Origin of the sequence: Haloarcula halobia (genome assembly GCF_029338255.1) — an archaeon.
In the GTDB taxonomy this organism is placed as follows: Archaea; Halobacteriota; Halobacteria; order Halobacteriales; family Haloarculaceae; genus Haloarcula; species Haloarcula halobia.
The window spans coordinates 2,516,146-2,537,643 of the sequence record NZ_CP119787.1 but is presented as its reverse complement, the minus strand read 5'-3'; the positions used below and the strand labels follow the sequence as shown (position 1 = coordinate 2,537,643).

At 67.1% G+C, this 21,498-nt stretch carries 23 protein-coding genes and 1 tRNA gene; 9 read left to right on the top strand and 15 right to left on the bottom strand.

The annotated features are described in order from the left end of the window. Nucleotides 1-16 precede the first annotated feature (16 nt). On the top strand, nucleotides 17-442 hold the full coding sequence (locus tag P1K88_RS13535) for a plastocyanin/azurin family copper-binding protein (protein WP_276410757.1): 426 nt from the start codon (nucleotides 17-19) through the stop codon (nucleotides 440-442). 90 nt (nucleotides 443-532) lie between these two features. Here P1K88_RS13535 and P1K88_RS13530 read toward each other — a convergent pair whose 3' ends face one another. The 4 genes from P1K88_RS13530 to P1K88_RS13515 are packed head-to-tail and all read right to left on the bottom strand — an operon-like array spanning nucleotide 533 to nucleotide 2,988. After that, nucleotides 533-1,177: a 30S ribosomal protein S3ae gene (locus tag P1K88_RS13530; RefSeq protein ID WP_276410756.1), complete on the bottom strand. Its 645-nt coding sequence runs from the start codon at nucleotides 1,175-1,177 to the stop codon at nucleotides 533-535. Further along, on the bottom strand, nucleotides 1,170-1,409 hold the full coding sequence (locus tag P1K88_RS13525; RefSeq protein ID WP_276410755.1) for a KEOPS complex subunit Pcc1: 240 nt from the start codon (nucleotides 1,407-1,409) through the stop codon (nucleotides 1,170-1,172). The genes P1K88_RS13530 and P1K88_RS13525 overlap by 8 nt, the downstream gene beginning before the upstream one ends. Beyond that, nucleotides 1,406-2,524 (bottom strand): hypothetical protein, encoded by a 1,119-nt coding sequence (locus P1K88_RS13520; RefSeq protein WP_276410754.1) that lies wholly within the window; start codon nucleotides 2,522-2,524, stop codon nucleotides 1,406-1,408. Before P1K88_RS13520 ends, P1K88_RS13525 begins: the two co-directional genes overlap by 4 nt. Next, nucleotides 2,524-2,988, bottom strand: coding sequence for a 30S ribosomal protein S15 (locus tag P1K88_RS13515; RefSeq protein ID WP_276410753.1), 465 nt, complete (start codon nucleotides 2,986-2,988; stop codon nucleotides 2,524-2,526). The genes P1K88_RS13520 and P1K88_RS13515 overlap by 1 nt, the downstream gene beginning before the upstream one ends. Before the next feature lie 228 nt (nucleotides 2,989-3,216). Between P1K88_RS13515 and P1K88_RS13510 the strand changes: the two genes are divergently transcribed. From P1K88_RS13510 to P1K88_RS13500, 3 genes are all read left to right on the top strand, one after another. Next, nucleotides 3,217-3,765, top strand: coding sequence for a DUF4382 domain-containing protein (locus tag P1K88_RS13510; protein WP_276410752.1), 549 nt, complete (start codon nucleotides 3,217-3,219; stop codon nucleotides 3,763-3,765). A 112-nt stretch (nucleotides 3,766-3,877) separates the two neighbouring features. Then, complete coding sequence (locus tag P1K88_RS13505; RefSeq protein WP_276410751.1) at nucleotides 3,878-5,662, top strand: DUF7289 family protein; 1,785 nt, start codon at nucleotides 3,878-3,880, stop codon at nucleotides 5,660-5,662. Nucleotides 5,663-5,816: 154 nt separating this feature from the next. Continuing rightward, nucleotides 5,817-7,565, top strand: coding sequence for a polymer-forming cytoskeletal protein (locus P1K88_RS13500; RefSeq protein WP_276410750.1), 1,749 nt, complete (start codon nucleotides 5,817-5,819; stop codon nucleotides 7,563-7,565). A 3-nt stretch (nucleotides 7,566-7,568) separates the two neighbouring features. On the opposite strand, the gene P1K88_RS13495 is transcribed toward P1K88_RS13500, so the two are convergent. The 5 genes from P1K88_RS13495 to P1K88_RS13475 are packed head-to-tail and all read right to left on the bottom strand — an operon-like array spanning nucleotide 7,569 to nucleotide 10,978. Beyond that, nucleotides 7,569-8,315, bottom strand: coding sequence for a DUF7289 family protein (locus tag P1K88_RS13495; protein ID WP_276410749.1), 747 nt, complete (start codon nucleotides 8,313-8,315; stop codon nucleotides 7,569-7,571). Then, nucleotides 8,308-8,754 carry a DUF7266 family protein gene (locus P1K88_RS13490; RefSeq protein WP_276410748.1) on the bottom strand — a complete coding sequence of 149 codons (447 nt, stop codon included), beginning with the start codon at nucleotides 8,752-8,754 and terminating at the stop codon, nucleotides 8,308-8,310. Before P1K88_RS13490 ends, P1K88_RS13495 begins: the two co-directional genes overlap by 8 nt. Beyond that, the gene (locus tag P1K88_RS13485; RefSeq protein WP_276410747.1) at nucleotides 8,747-9,781 is read right to left on the bottom strand and encodes a DUF7261 family protein; all 1,035 of its coding nucleotides are present in this window, start codon (nucleotides 9,779-9,781) and stop codon (nucleotides 8,747-8,749) included. The genes P1K88_RS13490 and P1K88_RS13485 overlap by 8 nt, the downstream gene beginning before the upstream one ends. Further along, on the bottom strand, nucleotides 9,769-10,356 hold the full coding sequence (locus P1K88_RS13480) for a DUF7288 family protein (protein ID WP_276410746.1): 588 nt from the start codon (nucleotides 10,354-10,356) through the stop codon (nucleotides 9,769-9,771). Before P1K88_RS13480 ends, P1K88_RS13485 begins: the two co-directional genes overlap by 13 nt. A gap of 1 nt (nucleotide 10,357) precedes the next feature. Next, a complete protein-coding gene (locus tag P1K88_RS13475; RefSeq protein ID WP_276410745.1) occupies nucleotides 10,358-10,978 on the bottom strand; it encodes a DUF7287 family protein in 621 nt (206 codons plus the stop codon). Nucleotides 10,979-11,146: 168 nt separating this feature from the next. Here P1K88_RS13475 and P1K88_RS13470 point away from each other — a divergent pair. After that, a tRNA-Ala gene (locus P1K88_RS13470) sits at nucleotides 11,147-11,218 on the top strand. A gap of 86 nt (nucleotides 11,219-11,304) precedes the next feature. On the opposite strand, the gene P1K88_RS13465 is transcribed toward P1K88_RS13470, so the two are convergent. The 6 genes from P1K88_RS13465 to P1K88_RS13440 form a co-directional block, all read right to left on the bottom strand. Then, a complete protein-coding gene (locus P1K88_RS13465) occupies nucleotides 11,305-11,511 on the bottom strand; it encodes a hypothetical protein (RefSeq protein WP_276410744.1) in 207 nt (68 codons plus the stop codon). 79 nt (nucleotides 11,512-11,590) lie between these two features. Continuing rightward, nucleotides 11,591-11,725 carry a hypothetical protein gene (locus P1K88_RS13460; RefSeq protein ID WP_276410743.1) on the bottom strand — a complete coding sequence of 45 codons (135 nt, stop codon included), beginning with the start codon at nucleotides 11,723-11,725 and terminating at the stop codon, nucleotides 11,591-11,593. Nucleotides 11,726-11,830: 105 nt separating this feature from the next. Continuing rightward, nucleotides 11,831-13,873: a type II secretion system F family protein gene (locus P1K88_RS13455; RefSeq protein WP_276410742.1), complete on the bottom strand. Its 2,043-nt coding sequence runs from the start codon at nucleotides 13,871-13,873 to the stop codon at nucleotides 11,831-11,833. 3 nt (nucleotides 13,874-13,876) lie between these two features. Then, nucleotides 13,877-16,357, bottom strand: a complete 2,481-nt coding sequence (locus P1K88_RS13450) for a type II/IV secretion system ATPase subunit (protein ID WP_276410741.1) — start codon at nucleotides 16,355-16,357, stop codon at nucleotides 13,877-13,879. A 177-nt stretch (nucleotides 16,358-16,534) separates the two neighbouring features. Beyond that, nucleotides 16,535-17,680, bottom strand: a complete 1,146-nt coding sequence (locus P1K88_RS13445; protein WP_276410740.1) for a pyridoxal phosphate-dependent aminotransferase — start codon at nucleotides 17,678-17,680, stop codon at nucleotides 16,535-16,537. After that, entirely contained in the window at nucleotides 17,677-18,171 is a 495-nt protein-coding gene (locus tag P1K88_RS13440) for an Lrp/AsnC family transcriptional regulator (protein ID WP_276410739.1), read from the bottom strand. Before P1K88_RS13440 ends, P1K88_RS13445 begins: the two co-directional genes overlap by 4 nt. A gap of 149 nt (nucleotides 18,172-18,320) precedes the next feature. Here P1K88_RS13440 and P1K88_RS13435 point away from each other — a divergent pair, with 149 nt between their 5' ends. From P1K88_RS13435 to P1K88_RS13420, 4 genes are all read left to right on the top strand, one after another. Then, nucleotides 18,321-18,662 carry a hypothetical protein gene (locus tag P1K88_RS13435; RefSeq protein ID WP_276410738.1) on the top strand — a complete coding sequence of 114 codons (342 nt, stop codon included), beginning with the start codon at nucleotides 18,321-18,323 and terminating at the stop codon, nucleotides 18,660-18,662. A gap of 66 nt (nucleotides 18,663-18,728) precedes the next feature. Next, on the top strand, nucleotides 18,729-19,967 hold the full coding sequence (locus P1K88_RS13430; RefSeq protein WP_276410737.1) for an MFS transporter: 1,239 nt from the start codon (nucleotides 18,729-18,731) through the stop codon (nucleotides 19,965-19,967). Nucleotides 19,968-20,018: 51 nt separating this feature from the next. Further along, nucleotides 20,019-20,609 carry a thioredoxin family protein gene (locus P1K88_RS13425; protein WP_276410736.1) on the top strand — a complete coding sequence of 197 codons (591 nt, stop codon included), beginning with the start codon at nucleotides 20,019-20,021 and terminating at the stop codon, nucleotides 20,607-20,609. 51 nt (nucleotides 20,610-20,660) lie between these two features. Beyond that, nucleotides 20,661-21,473, top strand: a complete 813-nt coding sequence (locus P1K88_RS13420; RefSeq protein ID WP_276410735.1) for a BtpA family protein — start codon at nucleotides 20,661-20,663, stop codon at nucleotides 21,471-21,473. Nucleotides 21,474-21,498 lie beyond the last annotated feature (25 nt).

Below are 21,498 nucleotides of genomic sequence, written 5' to 3'. Positions count from 1 at the left end.
GGCCTCACTCCCGGCCATGGAGCGTCGGGCCTTCCTCCGGACGGTCGGACCGGCCGCGGTGGCCGGCCTCGCGGGGTGTATCGGCGGGAGCAGCGGGACCCAGGACTACGACGTCGGGATGTCGGCGCGGGCCTTCCGACCCCAGCGCATCGAAATCGAACCGGGGACGACGCTCACGTGGCTGAACACGAGCAAGCAGGGCCACACGGTCACGGCCTACGAGGGGCAACTCCCCGACGGTGCCGCGTTCTTCGCGTCGGGTGACTTCGACTCCGAGGAGTCCGCCCGGAAGTCCTGGGGCAACAGCAACCGCGGGACACTGTTCGAGGGGCAGTCCTACGAGCACACCTTCGAGGTCGAGGGGGAGTACCCCTACTTCTGTATCCCCCACGAGCGCGGCGGGATGGTCGGGACCGTGGTCGTGACCCCGGGGTCAGACTGAGCGGACGGGCTCGATTCGCGTCGCTGCGTCGGGTGCCTGCTGGTGAGTACGAGCCACGACTCCCCCGCAGAAAAGTGAGTTGCGACCGGCTCAGGCCTCGTCGACGTCGACGTCCTCCTCGTCGACGTCCACGGCGGCCTCTTCCTCGGCGGCGACTTCCTCGGGACGAGCCTCGAGGGTGGTCTTCTGGATCTCGACGCGCCGCAGGGGGTAGATGTCCTTGGCCTCGCCGTAGATGGCCGAGGAGAGCCGTCCCTCGACGACGCTGTCGACGACCTCCTCGAAGGTGCGGTCCTTGGCCGTCTCCCTGACGAGGTCGATCATCGTCCGGCGGATGGCCTTCTCCTGGGAGGCGTCGGCCTTCTTGGTCGTGACCGCGACGGGCTGAATCTGGACGCGGTAGTCGTCCGTCGTCAGCACGGTGACGAAGGCTTCGATCTTCGAGGAACCGCGCCGGACGAGCGAGCGCAGGTAGTCCCGCGTCAGCTCGTGCTTGACGAACTCCGTGTACGCGGAGTCGCTCGCGACCTCGTTGATCTTGAAGGTCAGCTTCGTGTTGTTCTCGCTGGCGTCGTTGTTCAGTTCGCCCAGCGTGGTTTCGATGGTGCGACCGAGCACCTGGTCCGGTTCGTCTGCGGGTGTGCGCCCGAGCTCCTCCCGGTCGAACTGTTCGGGAGCGAGCACGGTGTACCACCGCTTTTGCTGCTTGCGCTTGGAGACGCTTCGTTCACTCATGGTTGGATTCTGTGGTGTCGTTCGTAAGCTGTGCTGCGACTCTGAGGTTGACGACGTAGTCGTCGACGGTCGACTGCAGGCCGCCCGTGGTTTCGCGTTCGACGGTGGTCACGACGGCGTCGTCGTCGACGCGCGTGTCCATCTCGTCGGTGTTGTCGGGCCGGAGTGCGGCCGCGACGCGTGCTGCGGCGTCGGCGGACCCGTGTGTCGTGCGGACTTCAGCGCGTCTCATAGGGCCTCCCTGAACGCTTCGATGAGGTCGGCCGTGGAGACGTCGAACCGCGCCCGCGCGCCGGCGTCTGTCTCGACGCTGCGGCCGCCGACGGCGTCTGTCGCGGCCCGGAGCGGTGCGGCCACGTCCCGGCCATCGGTCGCCCGCACCGCCGCCTCGCCGTCCGTGACGACGAGGGTGACGGGTTCGGGCGAGTGGAAGTCCGCGACGAGTCTGGCGACGGTGCCGACGGGCATCGCGTCGCCGCGCGCGACGTACAGACCCTCGTAGCGGCCGGTCGTCGCCTCGCGGACGGCCTCGTGGGCGCGACTCGCGTGTCGTCGCCACGCGGCCAGCGCGTCCTCGCAGACGCTGTCGTGGCCCAGCGCCAGCGCGATGCCGGCGCCGGGCCGCGTCCTGGCGGCGGCGTCGAGGACGTCGGCGTAGCCACCGACCGTCTCGAACGGGCCGCCGGTGTAGGGGCGAAGCACCCGCTGGACCGCCGTCGTGGCGCGCTCGGACGCCGTCTCGGCGCCCGTCACCGCCAGCGCGACCAGCGACGCGACGCGCCGGTGGTCGTCCGCACCCAATTTGGCGGGCAGGTCGAGGTCGGCGAGTGTCGCCCGTGCACGCTCCTCGTCGCCGGAGAACGGCCCAGACAGGAGCGTCGAGTGGGCCAGTCCGTCGGCGAGGTCCGCCACGGGGACGGCGACGCCAGGGCGCCGGTCGAGACCGGCGCGTTCGGCGGCTTCGGCGACCGTCCCGTCGACCTGCCCCGCGGCGAGGGTGCCGGCCAGCGCGAGGGTCGGGGACGTCGACGCGCCGAGCTCCCGGGCCGTCTCGAAGGCCGTCACGGCCACCCGGCCGGTGAGCGTGACGTCCGCGTTCGGGACGGTGTGGCCGAGCGCGACCACGCAGTCGGCGTCGGTGGTCCGGTCGGAGTCGGCGAAGGGCCCGACGACACTCGCCTGGAACGGCGTGCCGTCGTCGTCGAGCGCCCGCGCCAGGACGCCAGTCGCGGCCAGCGACGCGCCGGACGCACCGCTGACGAGGCGCACGAAGGCGGCCTCGCGCAGCGACGCGGCGAGGTCACTGGCGGCGTGGGCTGGCGCGCTGTCCCGACCGGTCGCCGACATCAGTCGAGGAGTTCGACGGCCTCGTCGTAGCTGTAGGTGAACTCTTCGTCGAGCTCGTCACCGCGGTAGTAGTCGACGAGCCGGCGGATCTTCGACTGCGTGTTCTGGAGCGCACGCTTGTTCTGGTGGTCGCCGGGGTTCTCGTCCATGTGCTCACGGAGTCGGACGGCCCGCTCCATGAGGTTCCGCAGGTCCTCGGGGAGGTCGGGGTCGGCGTCGTTGTCCTCGAGGATCTCGGTGACCTTCTTGCCGGTCGCGAGTTTGACGTTCGGGACGGGGGTGCCCTGAACGCCCTCGTCGCGCAGCTGCAGGCCGATCTCGCTGGGCGAGTGGCCCTGTTCGGCGAGTTCGACGACGCGGTCCTCGATGGCGTCCTCGTCGACGTCGCTCCACTCGGGGGGTTCGTCTGCCACGGGCTTGTCCGAGTCGGACGAGCCGCGGCGGCGTGTGTGCATTCGTGCCATAGTTCTGGTTGGAACGGCACAGACCGCTCGTCGCTAACCGGTAGCGAGGCGTATTGGCATCGGCTGATGCCGAACACGGCCGCAATCCCGAGCCATGGAAGCCCACGGCGTGTCAGATTTGCGGTCGTGCTGTTCCCACCGGGTCGTCGTCGCCGGCCCGACAAAACGGTTTCTATCTCGCGGGAGCGGGCAGCAGACCTTTATAACGGACTCGTGTACTACCTCGGTATGCAGCGCCGCGATTTCCTCCGGACGGCCGGCTTCGTGGCCGGCAGCGGTGCGCTCGCGGGCTGTCCTGGCCGGAACGGCGAGACGGGCCTCCTCGTGACGCGGTTCCGGGACGCCTCGGACGCCGTCGCGGACTTCGACTCCTGTGTCGTCACGGTCAGCGAGTTGCGCGTGCTCCCGGCGGCAGCTGCCACCGAGACGGAGGAACACGAGGGCGCCGAGCTGCTCTTTTCCATCGAGGACGCGTCGGTGGACCTGGTCGAGGTAGCCGACGACGGGACCGCCTTCGCGTTCGAACAGGAGCTGATGACCGGCCAGTACGTCTATCTCAAGCTCGTGGTCGCCCGCATCGACGCCGCACTGACAGACGGCCGTGAGGCGATGGTCACGACGCCCGACGACGGTCCACTGAGGTTCGGCGCGCCGTTCGAGATCGGGACCGGCGACGCCACCATTCTCACGGCAGGCCTCCGCCCCGTCCAGCGCGGTGCTGCCACGAGTTACGTCCTGCGACCGGCGCCGTCACAGACTACCGTCACGTACGAGTGACCCGATCACGGCCTACCGACGGGCGCTCGTGCCCGGCGATTGTCGGTTAGTCTCTAAAGTGATAGCCGAGCCACCGAACTTATTAAGTAAGCGATAGAATCCTGAAAGAAGTATGGGGTCCAGAGAGCCGCCGTTGGGAACCCGGGCACAGAGCGCGCCCCTGGGCCTCTTGCTGGTGTTCGCAGTGATGTTTATCGGCGCGACGGCGGTCGTCGCGCTGGGGTCGGGAGCGATTACGACGACGCAAGACCAGCTGGCAAACGAACGGGCAGAACAAGCCCTGACGCAGCTGGACTCCGAGACGGCGCTGGTCGCGCTCGGCAGTTCGAACGCACAGACTGTTCACATCCCGGGCGGGGTGAACGACGGGTACGTATTGGACGAGACTGCCGGGCACGTCACTATCGAACACGAGAAACCGAGTGGAACTGTCACGCTCGTGGACCGTGACCTCGGTTCGGTCCGCACGACTGGGGCGAGCAGTACCGTCGCATATCAGGGCGGTGGCGTCTGGAAAGAGACGGACGGCGGGTCGGTGATGGTCTCGCCGCCGGAGTTTCACTACCGGAACGCGACGCTGACGTTCCCGATTATCAGTGTCGAGGGTGACACCTCGCTGAGCGAGAGAGCGTCGGTTCGACGGACCAGCTCGAACGAGGTCGACGTCTCGAACCCGATTCAGAACGGGACCATCGTCGTCACGATAACGAGCGACTACTACCGGGCCTGGGGGCAATACTTCGAGACGCGGACCGACGGCGAAGTCAGTTACGACCCCCCAAACCAGCGGGTGACCATCGACCTGGTGACGCCTATCGGAACCACCAAACTCACGTCTGCGGTCGCCGGGCTCTCCTCCGGAAGCCTCCAGGTCCAGGGCAACGGGGGGCGCCCGTGTGGGGACTCGCCCGGATCGAACCCGTTTTACACTGACAGCTACAACTCGTCGGAGCCAGGCGACTACTGTTCGCAGTACTCCTCCGGCGCCACGGGGTCGAACGGGAACGTCACGTTCGGCGGCTCCGTCGACTATCAGGGCAACGCAAACTTCCACGGGAACATCCGTTCTGGGTCCGACGTCGACATCACCGGCAGCGCCGACATCAACGGAGACATCTACTGGACGGACAGCTTCTCCGCGTCCGGGAGCGCCTCCTACGATAGCGAGGAGCAGATCTCGGGTGTCGACACGCGGTCACCGCTGAATCACTTCGTCGCCACGATGGGACAGGATGTGGCAGACGACAACGACAACGACGACGCGAACGACGCCTACGACGCGATAACGGGCGGGCCGGACCCCACGCTCGACTTCTCGAGTCGGTCGACGGTCACGATCGAGAACGCGGGGCGGTACCACCTCGAGAGAATCGACCTCGGCAGTGGCGAGACGCTAGAACTCGACACGAACGATGGCGCAATCACCATCGTCGTCGACGAGTATGTCGACGTGAGCGGTACCATCGACGTCCAGGGGGACAATCGCGTCAACGTCTACGTCCGGACGATGGGGGCGAACCCGAGCGACGGCAAAGTGAGCGTCTCGGGATGGCGAGACGCCGGTCTCAGAGTCCACGGTGGCACGGTCTCCGTCCCCGGCGACGACGCCCCACAGCTCCGCTTCTACGCGAACGACACGTTCAACGCATCGGTGGACGGGGGTCAGTTCACCGGCGTGCTCTGGGCACCTGTCGGAGCTGGCGGTCCAGGGGGAACCCGGGTCGAAAACGGGGACATCTATGGCGGCATCGTCTCCGGTGACGTGAATATCGACACCAAGGGCCGCATCCACTACGACCAGGCACTCGGAGACACGCAGGTCGTCAGTCGGAAGGCGAACGTCGTGAAGATAACGTACGTGCACGTCTCCGAGAACACGGTGCGATTCGAGGATTGACCGCCGGGGACCGGTGTCGAGTCGTCCGGGGGAGGGGAAATCCTCACGTCTGATATCCGGAGCGGCGAGTATATATCCCGGCCGGCGTTTTCACACGGCACGAATTCGTCGGGTGGCCACTTGATTTATCACACATGATAACAAAGGGGCGGCAATGACTGGTTGGCGTCGCCGCGAGGGTCGACAGCGTGCGCAGTCCGCGCCGCTCGGACTGTTACTCGTCTTCAGCATGGTTATCGTCGGGTCGACGCTGGTCGTGGGGCTGGGCGCGACGGCGCTGACCGACACCGAGGTGGGACTGGACGTCTCGCGTTCGGAGAAAGTGATGACACAGCTGGACTCCCAGGCGGCGATGGTCGCACTGGGCTCTTCGAACGGCCAGCAGGTGTCGCTCTCGCGGGTACAGGGTGCCCGGTACCGCGTCGACGACGCGGCCGGTCGGATGGAGATAACCATCACGAACTCCTCGGCGTCCCCGACGACGACGACGACGCTGCTGGACGTCCCGCTCGGCGCCGTCGTCTACGAGAACGAGGACCGCCAGGTCGCCTACCAGGGCGGCGGCGTCTGGAAGAAATCCCGGAACGGGACCGTGATGGTCTCACCGCCGGAGTTCTACTACCGTGACGCGACGCTGACGCTCCCGCTGATCACCGTCAGCGGCGACACGACGCTGTCCGGCCGGGCCTCGCTGACCCCCGGCGAGACGACCCAGGTCTACCCCGACGCGAGCGCCGACCGGACGAACCCCCTCGAGACCGGCGTCGTCAACGTCACCGTCACCAGCGAGTACTACCGCGCCTGGGGCCGGTACTTCGAGGAGCGGACCGACGGGAAGGCCTCCTACGACCACCCGAATCAGCGGGTCACCGCCACGCTGACCGTCCCGACCGGCCCGCGGGAGGTGACCAGCGCCGTCGCCGCGACGTCCGCCGGCGGCGAGATCCGCCTCTCGGGCAACGGTGGCGACCCCGCCCGGACCGACAGCTACGACTCCTCGGTGGGGACGGGCGCGTACGCCGACACGAGGGGCGCGTTCGGCACCGTCACCACCGCGGGCGACGTCGTCGTCACGGGCAACAGCGAGGTCAACGGGTCGATTCGTTCCGGCGACCGCGTCGAGGTCAAGGGGAGCGGGTGGGTCAACGGCAGCGTCGAGTACACCTCGAGCAAGAAGATCAAGGGGACCGTCGAGGGGAGCGTCACCCAGATCGGCGGTGTCGACGGCGCCGCGCCGGTCGACGGCTACGTCCAGCAGCAGGTCGACAACGCGAGCGCCGAGAACGACAACGGCGACGCTGGCGTCCCCATCACGAGCACCACGCTCGACAGCGGCGACCAGACGCTCACCGAGGGCGTCTACTACCTCGACAGCCTGACGCTCGACGGCCGGACGCTGACGCTCGACACCGGGAGCGGCGACGTCACCATCGCGGTCCGGGACTTCGTCCACATCAAGAACGACGGGCGCATCGAGGTGCAGGGTGACGGACAGGTGCGTGTGTTCGTCCAGGGCGAGGCCACCAGTCCCACCGGCGCGCACCTCTCGATTCCCAACTCCGGGGGCGTCGTCGACGTGGCGGACAACCAGAACGCCTCGCAGTTCTGGCTCTACGGCAAGTCCGACTTCACGACCCGCATCAGCGGGTCGGGTTCCTCGACTATCCGCTACGAGGGGGTCATATACGCGCCCGCAGGCATCACCGGGTCGAGCGACGTCTACATCGGCAAGGCACACCTCTATGGCGGCATCGTCGCCGGCAGCGTCGAGCTGGACAACGGCGGGACGGTCCACTACGACCAGGCGCTCCTGGGCCAGCGCGCCATCCCGCCCCAGACTAACATCGTCCGGCTGACCTACCTCCACATCTCGGAGAACAAACTGAACGTCACGAGCGGGTGAGCCCTACTTGTCGATGACGACGCCGATGTCGTGGTAGACGATGTAGACCCGCTCGAAGTTGTCCGATGGGGGCGGGTCGTACACACACGATATCGGCGCGCTGCCGGTACAGGTGAACCCGTGTGACTCGAAGTACTGCTCCCACTGGGCCTCCCGCGGGGACGCTACCTCGACGGTGAGCGACTCGATGGACCCGTCCGTCCGTGAGAACGCGACGTCGGCCTCGCGGTGGGTGGCCCGGACCAGCACCGTCGACCCGCCGAGGCTCTGGACCTGCGGGGAGTTGAGCCCGATAACCGGGAGCAGTACCCGGTCGTCGTCGACCACCAGCGGCGGGTCGCGCACGACGAACCCGCTGTCGCGGTTGGTCCGGAAGATGGCGCCGGCCTCGTAGACGAGCTCTCGCTCCTGGTTGCCGCTGTAGACCAGCGGCCGAATCTCCCAGGTCCCGACCGTCGTGGTCCCGCCGCTGTCTTCGACTCTGACGGTCATCGTGACGTTGTCCTCGGTCGCCAGCTGCGCCTGGCCGAGGCTGATCTCGGTCGCCCTGCTCGGGGCGCCCTGTCGGTGGAGATCGGCGAGGTTGTCGGCCAGCACGTCGAAGGCGCGCTCTGCGTTCTCGAGTTGCTCCGCGTCGCGCGCGTCCTGGAGGCTCCCGAGGCCGCTCACCGACACGATGGCGACCGAGGTCACCACCAGCGCGAACACCAGCGTGAAGCTCAGCACTTCGCTGACCCCACGCTCAGACATCGCGGATCACCAGGTCCCCGCTGTCGTAGGCCAGCTGGATGTTCCCGCCGTCGGCCGAGGAGTCCCGGAGCGACGTCTCGTGGGTGACGCCGACCGTCACCGTAATCTCCGGGTTCGAGGCGCTGAGGACGACCCGTTCGTTCGACTGGTCGATGGCTACCCGGTAGGGGCTCCCCGTCACGCGGTCGGGATAGGTCCGGTTGAGCTGGACCGTCAGGTCCCCACCGCTGCTGTCCGCCGCGAGGACGAGCCGGTCCGCCCGGGCCAGGTCGGCCCCGACCTGCTGGCCGATGACGGTCAGTTCCTCACGGACCACCTGCTCGCGGCGGTCCTCGACGAAGCCGCTGCCGGCGACGAGCAGGCCCGTCACGAGCAGCGACGCGATAGAGAGGGTCAACACGTAGCCAAGCGCCGTCGAGACGGCACGGTCCTCACGCATCTGGCTCACCCGGGGCGACCCGAATCCTGGTCTCGTAGCGGACCTCCGAGGTCTCGTAGGTGAACTCGACGCTCACGTTGTAGACCGCGTCGGTGACGTAGGGCGAGGCGCCCACGGCCGTGTTGAGGTTCGGGGTCGGGTTGGCACCCGTCGACCGGGTCACGAGCGAGTAGTTCCCGACCACCTCGCCGCCGTTCTCGAAGGTGATGTTGTACCGCTCGTCCCCGACGCCGTGGGCGAACCGGCCGTCGAAGACGGATGTATCGCCGCCATCGTAGAACCCTCGCCGGAGCGCGTCACACGGTTCGCCGGCCACGGCCCCCCCGGTCACGTCGACGTGGACGTAGGGGTGCTCGGTCTCGTGGGTGCAGCTCTCGCTCCCGCTCGGCGTGGTGACCTCGACGGTGACGTCCTCACCGGCGTCGACGTCCCCGTCGGAGTCGCTGTAGAGGCGCATCTCCCAGGTCGGCTCCCCATCGGTCCCGTTGGCCGTGACGACGAACGCGTCGCCCGAATCCGGGAGCGTCGAGACGTTCATCCTGAAGGCACGCGTCCCGTTGTACCGGTCCGAGTGAGGCTCGACGCGGGTGACGACTTGCCACTCGGCGTCGCCGGACATGGCGTTGTCCTCGAAGGTCCGTCCCCCGCTCTCGTTCTGGGCAATTCGCGACCCGTTCACCGGCGACCCCGAGACCAGCGACACCTCCACCAGCGCGCTGCTGGTGACGTGTTGCAGTTCCAGCTGGTCGGTCGTCTCCCCGATACCGTCCTTTACCCCCTCGCCCAGCGTCGTCGTCGACGTGGTGTTGTGGATGTTCGCGCCGGCGATAGCCTCGCCCACGCTTGCTTCGACCATCGCACGCACGTCGAGTGCGTCGTCGCTCCCGCCCGTCTCGCCTCGACTGGCGAGGTTCTCGGTGAAGATAGCGGAGTTGACGATGAGCGCCAGCGCGACGAACGTCACCGCCAGCGCGAACGCGGCGATGAGGATTATCTGACCCCGGTCCTCGCGGGCTAGATGCGCCACGCGACCACCTCCACGCGGACCGTGTTGAACACGTTCCGGCCCGTGTCCGGTATCGGGTAGGTGATGTTCGGGTTCGTCAGCGCCGTCGCGTTGCGCGTCTCGTTTGCGTTGTACAGGTGGTCGTCGTCGAGGAGCGTCACCGTGCGGGACGCCGACACCGCGTTGTCGCTGGGGGCCCCGCTGTAGACGTACCGCTGGGTGATGCTCTCCCCGCCGGCGTTCTGGAACGTGAAGTAGACGTTGTACGCGATGCCCCGCTGGTCGAACGATCGGTTGAGCATGTCGCCGAAGGTGTTGTTCGGCGGGCCGTTCGTGTAGTAGCCCAGGTTGCCGTTGGTGTCGTGGTAGCGCTGACTCGAGTTGTTCCAGTAGAGCACCGCGGGCTTGAGCGCCCCTTCCTCGGCCGCCGCCGCGAGGACGCCACTGCCAGTGGCCTGCTGCTGATTCTCGATGTGCTGGCTGGACGTACTCGCAGACAGCGGCGTCACGGCCGTCATCTGGAGCGCGAAGACGAGACTCGCGAGCAGCAACAGGCTCGCGACGGTGGCCTCCAGCGTGTGTGCCTGGCCCCGCATCCTACCACATCTCCACGTAGACGGTGACGTCCGTCCCTTTCAGCGAGGCGACGCGGAGGGCGGTCACCGTCGCGTCGTTCGTGTCCGGGGGCGTGTCGCCTCTGGTGAACGGGACGTCGGGGTCGCCGGGGTTGGTGCCACACGTCCCGTGCGAGATGCCGACGAGCACGTTATCGTCCTCGTCCCAGCACAGGACCTCCTCGTCGCCGCTGTTCGGTGCCGTCCCCCGGATGGTGACGTTCAGGTTCTGCCGCGCCGGGTCGAGACCCACCGTCTCCTCGACCGGCGTGTCACTGCTCCAGTCGCCGCCGCACTTGTCCGCCGCCGTCCGGTTATCGAAGAAGAGAATCGTACATTGCGTGTCGAGGACGAACGGGTCCCGCGGCGTCCCGAGCGCCCCTTTCGTCAGGTAGTCGGCAACCCGATTCGTCGATACCGTCTCATCCTGCCCGCCGGCCGTAAACGGTGCCAGCAGACCTGGAACGAACAGGAAGGTGAAGATGAGGACCGCGAGGAAGAGGCTCATGCCGATGGCGAAATCGAGCGTCGTCTGCCCGCGCTCTGTCGCTGCCCGTCCCTGCTGGCTACGTGCCTCGCGATCTCCGCCCCGTTTCACATCCATGATAATTGACCCGATATGACCCTGGTAACCGCGTCTGATCGATGCTCGTACTGGATGCTCTTAGCCATTGTGCCGCAATTATCAGTTGTGTCGTACGGGACCGTCTCACACCTCCCCCGTGGTTCGATGCCTTTAAGAAAGGCCACCGGATACAGGTGAATGCCGAGAGGGCTCGTAGATCAGAGGTAGATCACTCCCTTGGCATGGGAGAGGCCCCGGGTTCAAATCCCGGCGAGTCCACTTTCTTCGGTCGCTTTCGCTCCCTCAGTCGTGGACTCGCCGAACATCGCGACCGCTTCGCGGTCGCTCAATCCCGGCGAGTCCATTCACTCCTCTGCGTAGACGAGCGTCCGTCGACACTCGGGACAGACGTACGGCACGGGCGTCAGCACCTCGTCGGCCCGGTGGCTGCTGAGGAAGCCGTCGTCCGAGGCCGGAGCGACGATGGCGAGCGAGCCCAGCGCATCGGTTCCCTGGAGCTCCATCTTCTCGAGCGGTTCCGCGCAGTCGGGACAGGTTCGCTCGGGGGACACGGGCGACGTTTGAGCGGCCGGTCGAATAAAACCGCCACGTCGTGCCGGCTCCGCCGACCCGGCCTGGAGTCGGCCCCACTCACTTTTCGGGCAGCGACTCGGCGAACGCGAGACAGCGGTCGAGCCACGTCTCGACGGCGTCTTCAGCGGTCAGTCCCGGTCGGTCGCCCAGGGACTCGCGAATCTGGTGGGCGAGTCCGTCGTCGTCTGTCATCTGTCGTACTCCCGAGCGCGAGGGCCTGGCCGCGCTCTCGATATCGATACGCGCTCCGGGGGCTTCACCGACGCCGCGAGACGTCGTGGGAACGGTCCGGGCCGGTCACCCGACCAGTATCCAGACGGCGAGGGCGATAGTCGAGAGGATGACGACGAACTTCACGCCCGCGATGAGCTTGACCTCGCGGATGTAGCCCGCGATGAACGACGACAGGATGGCCTGCAGGGTCACCGCGTGGAAGAACAGCATCGACAGCATGTTCGTGTCGACGTTGCCCCCGAAGCCACCGCCACCGCCGACCGCGCCCGAGCCGCCGGCGTTCGAGGCCTGGGCGGAGAGGCCGGCCATGACGTCGAGGAACTGCGTCTTCAGCAGCGCCATCACGCCCAACAGCGTCAGGTAGGTCATGATGATGATGACCGTCTGCATGCGGGTTCGGGACTTGCGGTCGCGCTCTATGTCGTCCTGGTTCTCGGCGGCCTGTGCGGCCGTCGAGAGCACGTCCTGAATCTGGCTGGAGGCCTCCTGGGCCTCCGCGATGAGCTTGACCGTCCGCGCCAGGCGTGGCACGTGGTACTTGTTGTTGAACTCCCGGAGGGCGTTCTTGAGGCTGGTGCCGTAGTTGACCTTCGCGTGCATCGTCTCGAACTCGTCGGAGAGCTTCCCGGCCGACGTCTCCGAGACTACCTTGATCGACTCCAGCAGGGTCATCCCGGTGTCGTTGGCGGAGGCCAGCTTCCGGAGGTTCTCCGAGAGGTTGCCGACGATGGCCTTCCGCGAGCGCTGGTTCCACTCGTAGAAGACCGCCAGCGGGAGGAAGTTGATGTACAGCGGGACGTACACCCACGCGAACGTGCCGAGCACGGGGTTCGCGAGCATCCCGTCGACCGACAGCGGCGCCCAGCCGAGCACGACGGTGACTGCCAGCGCGACGATGGACGTCGGCACGGTCAGTCCCAGCACCAGCATGGGGTGGTCCCGGAAGAACAGGTGGGGTTTGAGCAGAATCTGCGTGAGTTCGTAGGTGCCCTCGCGGTTCTTGATGCGGTCGAAGATACCGTGGCGCCCGGTGTACTGCTCGACGAGGCCGAGGTTGAACACGCCGATGCCCTCGTCGACGACGACGTCCTCCTCGCGGTTGTTGGGCCGCAGGTAGCCGTCGCCGACGGAGTCCTGGGTGACCGTCGAGACGAGCACGAGGAAGGCGATGCCGGTGAGGGGAATCAGGCCGTAGACCGTCCCGTAGATGAGCATCGTCTGTGCGTTGCCCATCATCGACATGATGACGAGGATGATGATGAGCAACAGCGGGAACAGCGAGAGGGTCATGTACATCTCGCCGAACAGCTCCAGCGTCTCCAGCATCTTCTCCTGTTCCTGTCGGGCGGTCCGCATGTGTTTCTCCTTCTGGTCTTCCAGGAACGAGGTCATGTCACCCCCGGAGTTGATGATAGAGAGCATGTCGGTCAGGAACTGCGAGAGCTGATCCGAGGGCGTTTCCAGCGCCTGGTTCCTGACTGCCGTCCGGTAGTCCGTATCGAAGTACTCGGTCTCTAGGACGATAGACTGGAACTCCTTTGCGGCCTCGCCGTACGTGTCGTCGGCCTGGCCCATCGCGTGCAGGATCTCGAGCTGGTTCAGTCCACCCACCGAGAGGGCGTACATGAACGAGATGGAGTCCGAGAGGAGGACGTTGATCTCCCGTTTCCGGGCCCCGGCGCGGAAGTACGGAATCGAGACGAGCGAGCCGAAGCCGACGGCAAAGCCGATGAACCCGAACACGAGGCCGGTACAGAGGACCAGAATCGGCAGCTTCAGCGTGTCGATGAGCGCCGACGTCGAGTCGGAGACGGGGATACCGATGAAGGTGAACTCCGAGGGGTTCGGAATCAGGAGGTTGACCACCAGGTAGCCCAGTAGCGTCCCCACGAGCCACAGCGCCAGCCCGGCGATGACGCCGACGGCGAGCGCCCGCGCCAGGAACATCTCGACGTTGTCGGCCATCCGGGCCTGGGCGAGCTTCTCCTCGACACCCTGGACGAAGTCGCCCTCCTCGTCGAACAGCCGCTGGTAGGCCGGGTAGAAGGTGTCACCCAGCGCGCCGCCGCTGGCCAGCTCCTGGCGGTCCGTCGTCTTGAGGCTCATCGGTCACTCCTCCCCGACCTTCGGGACGAACTCGCCGAACCCGACGGCGTCCTCGGTCTCGGACTCCGGGTCCATCTCGCCGTCCATCAGGGCCGAGACGATGTCGGGGGTGTCGCGGCTCCGGTAGCTGTCGAACAGCGACGAGGCGTCGTCGAGGACGGCCTTGGTCTCCTCGACCATCTCCGCGGGCGCCTCGGGCCGGGGGACCATCTCCTCTTTCGCGGGGTCGATATCGATCTTGACCGACTCCATCTCCCGGAGGTCCTCGAGCGAGTTCTTCAACTGGTCGTTCGCGATGAGCGTCAGTATCGTGTCAGGATCGTTGATAAAGGCCTGGACGGTCGCTGCGACCTGGGTGTAGGTGTTGAGCCCCTGTTCGATGAGATAGGCGAGGACGACCTTGCGCTTGAATATCTCCTCGTCCAGTTTCTCCTGGGTCCACCCGCGGTCGAACTTGATCTCCTCCAGGGTGTTGGAGTTGCCCATCTGGACGTACTCGTCGCGCTGGGCCCGCCACTCGTAGACGTCCCTGACGTTGATCTCGTCGTTCTCCGCGGAGTACTCGTTGATCTCGGTCAGGGACTTGTTCCGGCGGACCTTGTTGCCGTCGACCCGCGTCTGGGTCTGGATGGAGACCAGGTCCAGCGCCGTGAACAGGGTCTTCGAGACGTTTATCGGTTCGGTGGTGAAGCGCTTGATGACCTCGCCGACCGAGTCGGCGTGGAAGGTGGTGTAGGTGGTGTGCCCGGTCGACATGACCTGGAACAGGGTGCGACCTTCCTCGCCACGGATCTCGCCCATGACGATGTAGTCGGGCCGCTGCCGGAGCGCGGCCTCCAGCAGGTCGAACTCGTCGACGTCGCCTCTGTCGTCCTCGCCGAACGAGGGCCGTGTCACCGAGGCGACCCAGTTACGCTGGGGCAACTCGACTTCGCGGGTGTCCTCGATAGAGACGATCTTCGAGTTCGAGGGGATAAACAGCGAGACGGCGTTCAGCGAGGTGGTCTTCCCTGACGCCGTACCCCCGGCGAAGATGAGGCTCTTGTTGTTCTCGATACACAGCCAGAGGAACGCCATCTCGTCGAGCGAGAAGGTGTTCCAGTTGATGAGGTCGATGGGAGTGAAGGGGACGTCCTTGAACTGACGAATCGTGTAGTTCGTCCCGTGGTCGGACACCTCTCGGCCCAGAGTCAGCTGGGCACGTGACCCGTCGGGAAGCGTGGCGTCGACCTGGGGCTGGCGCTTCGAGATACCCTTGCCCGACCGCTGGGCGAGTTTCACCACGAAGTCGTCGAGTTCGCCCTCGCCGTGTTCGACGTTCGAGATGATCTGTTCGTAGTCGGTGTGGTAGACGAACACACGCGAGTTGTACCCGTCACAGGAGATGTCCTCGACGTTGATGTCGTGCTTGATGCCGTCGATGCGGGCGTAGCCGATGAAGTCCCGCTTGAGCATGTACAGCAGCTTCTCGACCTGGTACTCGTTGAGGGTCTTCGGGTCGTCCTCCAAGATGGCCGGTTCCGGCCGCGCGGAGATGCCCTCGAGTGGCCCCTCGTCCGTCTCTGACTCGGCCTCCATCCCGAGGAGACGCTTGACCTGCCCCACGAAGCTCCCGTCGTCGCCGGAACTCGCGACGGACCCGTCGTAGAGGTCGTACCGCGAGAGCAGCTGCTCGGCCTCGCGCTGGATGACGTCGGCACGGTCGGCCTCCGACCCCTTGACGATGACGTCGTCCTCGGAGTACTTGATGGCCGTCTTGAGCTTGCCCGAGAGGAAGGACATGAGGTCCGACTCGATGGGGTTGCGGTGCGGTTCGATGACGTAGTACTTCTTCTCGTTTTCCTTCCGGGAGTGGAAGATGACCACGCAGGCAAACGGCTTGTTGACCCAGTAGCGTTCGAGTTCCTTGAAGTGGGACTTCTTGGACTGTGGCACCGCCTTCTCCAGGTCGTAGCGGTTGACGACGGTCGTGTAGCCCTCCCGTGTCGAGAAGAACGCGTCCTCGTCGAGGTCGGGGTTGACGTCGACGGTGTTGCGGTCGACGACGGCGTCCAGTTCGGCCGCGAGGTCCTCGCCGTGCGAGAGGACGTTCTCCGTCTGCTCGGGCTCGAACGCGAGGTACTCGGACGCGTCGAACGGGACGACGTTGCCCTCGCCGTCCGTCGGGCGCTCCCCGTCCTCGTAGTAATACTCCTGTTTGAAGTGCTCCCACGAGTAGACGTCCTTCCTCACGGGCGTCGTGCTCGGGTCGATGTGTGACTCGAACACTTCGGTGAGTGACTTGGCGGCGCTCGCCCCGTCATCGAGGTGCTGTGGGAGTTTGTTCGGTTCGAACCCGAGGTACTCGCTCCGGTCGAACCGGCCGCCGCTGTGGACCTCCCGACGGAGGTCGTCCCAGGTGTACTCGCCGACGGTCGCGGCCTCGTCCGCCGGTCCGGCCTGTGGCTGGTCGGTCGCTCGGTCCTCGGAGTGGTCAATTGCCATTGTGTTTCATGCTCGCTGACCCGTAGAGAAATCGACTGTCAGTGACCCGTCCCGCGGTATTATCCGCGGTTTGACACGATTCGGCACGGTTGACTGTGCTTTACCCCGGCCCATACTGAAACTTACGGGACCGTTACAATATCTGATAACTCGGACGTCGCCACACCGGACCGTCTCTCACTCGAGGAACGATTCCATGCGCGACATCGCCTCTTTGAGGTCGGGCAGGCCGGTGGCGTACGAGACGCGCAGGTGGCCGGACCCGCCCTCACCGAAGGCAGTGCCCGGCACGACGGCGACGCCCTCCTCCTGCAAGAGGGCCTCGGCGAACTCCTCGGCGTCGTCCCACGGGCACTTCGGGAACGCGTAGAACGCGCCGGCGGCCTCGAAACAGTCGATGCCCATCTCCTCGAAGCGCGAGAGGACGTACTTGCGACGACGGTCGTACTGCGAGGTCATCTCCTGGACCTCCCCCCAGCAGCTGTCCAGGGCCTCGATGGCGGCGTACTGGGCCGTCGTCGGCGCCGAGAGCATCGTGTACTGGTGGATGCGGTTCATCGCCTCGATGGCTTCGGGCGGCCCCATCGCGTACCCGAGGCGGAACCCGGTCATCGCGAAGGCCTTCGAGAACCCGTTGAAGACGATGGTCCGCTCGCGCATCCCCGGCAGCGTCGCGATTGAGGTGTGGTCGTGCTCGTAGGTCAGGTCGGCGTATATCTCGTCGGCGAACACCACGAGATCGTGCTCCTGGCAGAACGCCGCCACCTCGGCGAGTTCGTCACCGGTCATCGTCGCGCCCGTCGGGTTGTTCGGGTAGCAGTAGACCAGCACGTCCGCCTCGGCGGCGCCCGACGACTCGAGGACGTCCCGCGTGAGTTTGAACTCGTCTTCGGCCCGCGTGGGCACGTCGACGACCTCCGCGCCGGCGAAGGTCGCGTCCGGCACGTACGAGACGTACGAGGGCTGGACGACGGCGATGGCGTCGCCGGGGTTCGACAGCGCGCGGAAGGCGAGGTCGATGCCCTCGCTGGCGCCCGCGGTGACGAGTATCTCCTCGTCGGGGTCGTAGGGCAGCTCGTGCTTGTCGGCCTCGAACCTGGCGATGCGCTCGCGCAGTTCCCGCTTGCCGCGGTTGGCCGTGTAGGAGGTCCGGCCCCGCTCGAGTGAAGCGATGGCGGCCTCGCGGGCGGCCCACGGCGCCGTGAAGTCCGGTTCTCCGACGCCCAGCGAGATGATGTCGTCCATCTCCTCGGCCAGCTCGAAGAACCGGCGGATACCCGACGGCGGGACCTTCTCGACCCGGTCGGCAGGTTCGAAGGTCATGGTGAGACCGATAGTCTATCGTCGTCGTCGCGGTCGCCGAACTCCATCCCCTGTTCCTTGTAGGACTCCATGATGTAGTGGGTGACCGTCTGGGTGATCTCGGGGATGGGCGCGATCTTGTCGCTGATGAAGTGGGACACCTCGCGCATCGAGTCGCCCTCGACCTCGAGGTCGAAGTCGTAGTCGCCGCTGACGAGTCGCAGCGAGGTGACCTCCGGGAACTTGGCGATGCGCTCGGCGATGTCCCCGTAGTTGGTCTCGCGGTCCAGCGCGACGTTCAGCTCGACGGTCGCCCGGACCCGCTCGTCCTCGGTCTCGACGGCGCCCCAGTCGACGACGGCCTGGTACCCGCGGACGATGCCTGCCTCCTCGAAGTCCTCGATTGCGGCCGCTACCTCCTCGACGGAGAAGTCGGTCTGGCGGGCGATGTCCTCGGTGGTGTAGCGGGCGTTCTCCCGAAGCAGGTCCAGGATCTCTCGTCGACTGCTCATACAGAGGAGGCGGAGGGTCGCGGACAAAAACCTTGCTCCCTCGCCCCTCCCGCGGTACTGCTTCCTCCCGCCCGTCGCGTGCCGGGCCGACCCGTCCCCTCACAGAGAAGCCCCGGACTTTATTGAGAGGCCCGACCTGGGTGAACGTAATGCACGACGAAGTTGGGCAGGCACAGGACCCCGACACGGGGTGGGGCCACGTCGCCGAACACGACGACGCACCGGCGGTCATCGACGCCATACTCCGTCTCGACGCCGACACCGAGTACACGCGGACCGAACTGAGCGAGTCCGCCGGCGTCGCGATGAAGACCCTGTACCTGGACGGGACGCTGGAGCACCTCGTCGAGATGGGCTTTCTCTCGAAGGAGGAGGCCGATGGCGAGGAGACGACATACACCGTCGACCGGGACAGCGAGGTCTACGCCGCGGCCGCCGCGTTCGACGAGGCCGTCACCGACCGCCTCGGCGCCACGGAGTCGACGTCGTAACCCGATCGCCGCGGCGAGCGCGCAATCAGGACGCTCTTTTACCGTCGCCACGAGGCACCGCCAACGGTGGTCACCGACTCCCAGTCCCGTCTGGTCGTGGCGCTCGTCGGCGGGTCCCACGTCGCGAACCACGCGTACTTCATGCTCCTGCCGCCGATCTTCGGCCCGCTCCGGAGCGAGCTCGGAGTGACAGACGCCCAGCTTGGCGTCGCGCTCGGCGTCGTCGGCGTCGTCGTCACGGCACTCCAGCTCCCGCTCGGGTCGGTCTCCGACTCGCGCGGGCGGACGCCGGTCCTCGCACTCTCGCTTTCGTTCGGCGCGCTGGGGGCGCTGCTGACGGCGACCGCCCAGTCCTACGCCTGGCTCCTGGTGGCCAGCGCCGTCACGGGCGTCGGCATCGCCGGCCACCACCCGGCCCACTACCCGCTCATCGGGGCGGCGACGGGGCCGGCGACGCGTGGCCGGGCCTACAGCGTCCACGGGTTCACCGGCGCCGTCGGGTTCGCGGCGCCGCCCGCCGTCGTCGCGCTGTTCGCGACGCTGGGCCTGGACTGGCGACTGGCCGTCGGCTCCATCGCGGTGCTCGGGGGGCTCTACGGCGTGGTGGCGATTGTCACGCTGGACCGGTACGTCGACGACGACGTCACCGCCCCGACTGCGACGGCGCCGACGGCGGCCTCACTCCCCCAGCGAGCGCGCGCCGAACTCCGGACGGTGCTCTCCTCGCCCCCCATCGTCGCACTCACCGTCCTGTGGTTCGTGACGTCGATGGCCGGGTGGGGCATCAAGCAGTTCACCGCCGGCCTGCTCGCGACCGTCTACCGGGTCCCCGACCCGACGGCCAACTTCGCGGTGTCGGCGATGCTCGTCACGGGGGCCGTCCTCATCTTCGGTGGCGGGTGGCTCACCGACCGGTTCTCGCCCGCGGTGGTGCTCGTGGCGGGGTACGCGGCGCTGGTCGCCGTCGCGGGGGCGCTCGGACTCGGCGTGCTCCCGACGCTCGGTGCCCTCGCGCTGGTGCTCGTCCTGAGCGCCACTGTCGACGCGAGTCGACCGGCCCGTGCGTCGCTGGCCGACGCGCTCTCGTCGGCCGATTCGGCCGGGAAGAACTTCGGCCTCCTCACGGTCGGTATCTCCGGCGGGGCGGCGGTCGCGCCGCCGGTGCTCGCGGTCGTCGTCGAACGGGCCGGCGTCGAGGCGGCCTTCCTGGCGGTCGCGGGCATCGGCGTGCTGGCCATCGCACTGACGGCGGTCGTACTCGCCGTCGCGGGCGACGCCTCCGCCGGGCGACCAGTCCCCGAGTGACCGGGGCACCGCCGACAGGACGTTTTTGTCCACACTCGCCCAAGTGAGGGTATGGTCTCGCTAGACTCGGAATCCGACGTACTCGAACACGGTGACCCCGCGCCGGCGTTCGAACTGCCCGGTACCGACGGCGCCACCCACTCGCTTTCGGACCTCGAGGACCACGACGCCCTGCTGGTCGTGTTCACCTGCAACCACTGTCCGTACGCGAAGGCGAAGATGCCCGAACTGAACCGCCTCGCCGAGCAGTTCGACGACCTCGCCGTCGTCGGTATCAACCCGAACGACCCCGAGCAGTACCCCGACGACTCCTTCGAGCGGATGCAGGCGGTCGTCGCAGACGGTACCGTGCAGTACGACGCCTACCTCTTCGACGTGGACCAGTCCGTCGCGGCGGCCTACGGCGCCCGCTGTACGCCCGACCCGTTCCTCTTCCGGAACGTCGACGGGACCTTCGAACTGGCCTACCACGGCCGACTCGACGACGCCCCGAACCCCGACGACGACCCGACCGAGCGCGAGATGGCGGCCCACGTCGAGACGGTGCTCGCGGGCGAGGACGTGACCGCCACGGAACGCCCGTCTCGCGGCTGTTCCATCAAGTGGAAGCCCGGGAACGAACCGGACTACTGGGACGCGTAGCGCCGGAGTCGGGCGACTGCCTTTTTCAGCCCCGCCGCCGAAGCGAGCGGTATGAACCGAGCGGCGGTCTTCGGTGCCGAACGGCCCGTGGTCGGCATGGTCCACCTGCCGGCGCTCCCCGGCGCACCGGCACACGAGGCCTCCCGCGCCGAGATCCACGAGCGGGCCGTCGCGGACGCGAGGGCGCTCGAGGCGGGCGGCGTCGACGCGCTCGTCGTCGAGAACTTCGGCGACGCGCCCTTCTACCCCGACGAGGTGCCGGCCCACGTCGTCGCCGACGTGACCGCCGTCACGGGTGCCGTCCGCGACGCCGTCGACGTCCCGGTCGGGGTCAACGTCCTCCGGAACGACGCGGCGGCGGCGCTCTCGGTGGCCGCCGCGACCGGTGGCTCGTTCGTCCGGGTCAACGTCCATACCGGCGCCCGTCTCACCGACCAGGGCGTCGTCGAGGGACGGGCCCACGAGACGCTCCGTCTGCGCGAGCGCATCGACGCCGACGTGGCGATACTCACAGACGTCGCGGTGAAACACTCCGCGCCGCTGGCCGACCGCCCGCTCGACCAGCAGGTGGCGGACGCCATCGATCGGGGCCTGGCAGACGGCCTGGTCGTCTCGGGGGCTGGGACCGGTGCAACGACCGACGAGGGCGTCCTCGATGCCGTCGTCGCGGCCCGCGACGAGGTCGACCCGTCCGTCCCGGTGTTCGTCGGCAGCGGTGTCACGGCAGAGACGGTCGGCGACCTGCTCGAAACCGCCGACGGCGTCGTCGTCGGGACGGCGCTGAAACGCGACGGCGTGACGACGAACCCGGTCGCTCGCGAGCGGGTCGAGTCCCTGGTCGCCAGCGCCCGGGACGGGGACTGAGTACCTGTCGGAGGCCTGCTCGTGG

Bases quoted from the DNA above. Each gene is read 5' to 3' on its own strand.
- P1K88_RS13535 (WP_276410757.1), top strand. From the start codon at position 17: ATGGAGCGTCGGGCCTTCCTCCGGACGGTCGGACCGGCCGCGGTGGCC.
- P1K88_RS13495 (WP_276410749.1), bottom strand. From the start codon at position 8,315: ATGTCTGAGCGTGGGGTCAGCGAAGTGCTGAGCTTCACGCTGGTGTTC.
- P1K88_RS13505 (WP_276410751.1), top strand. From the start codon at position 3,878: ATGGGGTCCAGAGAGCCGCCGTTGGGAACCCGGGCACAGAGCGCGCCC.
- P1K88_RS13445 (WP_276410740.1), bottom strand. From the start codon at position 17,680: ATGACCTTCGAACCTGCCGACCGGGTCGAGAAGGTCCCGCCGTCGGGT.
- P1K88_RS13425 (WP_276410736.1), top strand. From the start codon at position 20,019: ATGGTCTCGCTAGACTCGGAATCCGACGTACTCGAACACGGTGACCCC.
- P1K88_RS13420 (WP_276410735.1), top strand. From the start codon at position 20,661: ATGAACCGAGCGGCGGTCTTCGGTGCCGAACGGCCCGTGGTCGGCATG.
- P1K88_RS13515 (WP_276410753.1), bottom strand. From the start codon at position 2,988: ATGGCACGAATGCACACACGCCGCCGCGGCTCGTCCGACTCGGACAAG.
- P1K88_RS13525 (WP_276410755.1), bottom strand. From the start codon at position 1,409: ATGAGACGCGCTGAAGTCCGCACGACACACGGGTCCGCCGACGCCGCA.
- P1K88_RS13520 (WP_276410754.1), bottom strand. From the start codon at position 2,524: ATGTCGGCGACCGGTCGGGACAGCGCGCCAGCCCACGCCGCCAGTGAC.
- P1K88_RS13435 (WP_276410738.1), top strand. From the start codon at position 18,321: ATGCACGACGAAGTTGGGCAGGCACAGGACCCCGACACGGGGTGGGGC.
- P1K88_RS13480 (WP_276410746.1), bottom strand. From the start codon at position 10,356: ATGCGGGGCCAGGCACACACGCTGGAGGCCACCGTCGCGAGCCTGTTG.
- P1K88_RS13530 (WP_276410756.1), bottom strand. From the start codon at position 1,177: ATGAGTGAACGAAGCGTCTCCAAGCGCAAGCAGCAAAAGCGGTGGTAC.
- P1K88_RS13510 (WP_276410752.1), top strand. From the start codon at position 3,217: ATGCAGCGCCGCGATTTCCTCCGGACGGCCGGCTTCGTGGCCGGCAGC.
- P1K88_RS13440 (WP_276410739.1), bottom strand. From the start codon at position 18,171: ATGAGCAGTCGACGAGAGATCCTGGACCTGCTTCGGGAGAACGCCCGC.
- P1K88_RS13500 (WP_276410750.1), top strand. From the start codon at position 5,817: ATGACTGGTTGGCGTCGCCGCGAGGGTCGACAGCGTGCGCAGTCCGCG.
- P1K88_RS13475 (WP_276410745.1), bottom strand. From the start codon at position 10,978: ATGGATGTGAAACGGGGCGGAGATCGCGAGGCACGTAGCCAGCAGGGA.
- P1K88_RS13455 (WP_276410742.1), bottom strand. From the start codon at position 13,873: ATGAGCCTCAAGACGACGGACCGCCAGGAGCTGGCCAGCGGCGGCGCG.
- P1K88_RS13490 (WP_276410748.1), bottom strand. From the start codon at position 8,754: ATGCGTGAGGACCGTGCCGTCTCGACGGCGCTTGGCTACGTGTTGACC.
- P1K88_RS13450 (WP_276410741.1), bottom strand. From the start codon at position 16,357: ATGGCAATTGACCACTCCGAGGACCGAGCGACCGACCAGCCACAGGCC.
- P1K88_RS13460 (WP_276410743.1), bottom strand. From the start codon at position 11,725: ATGACAGACGACGACGGACTCGCCCACCAGATTCGCGAGTCCCTGGGC.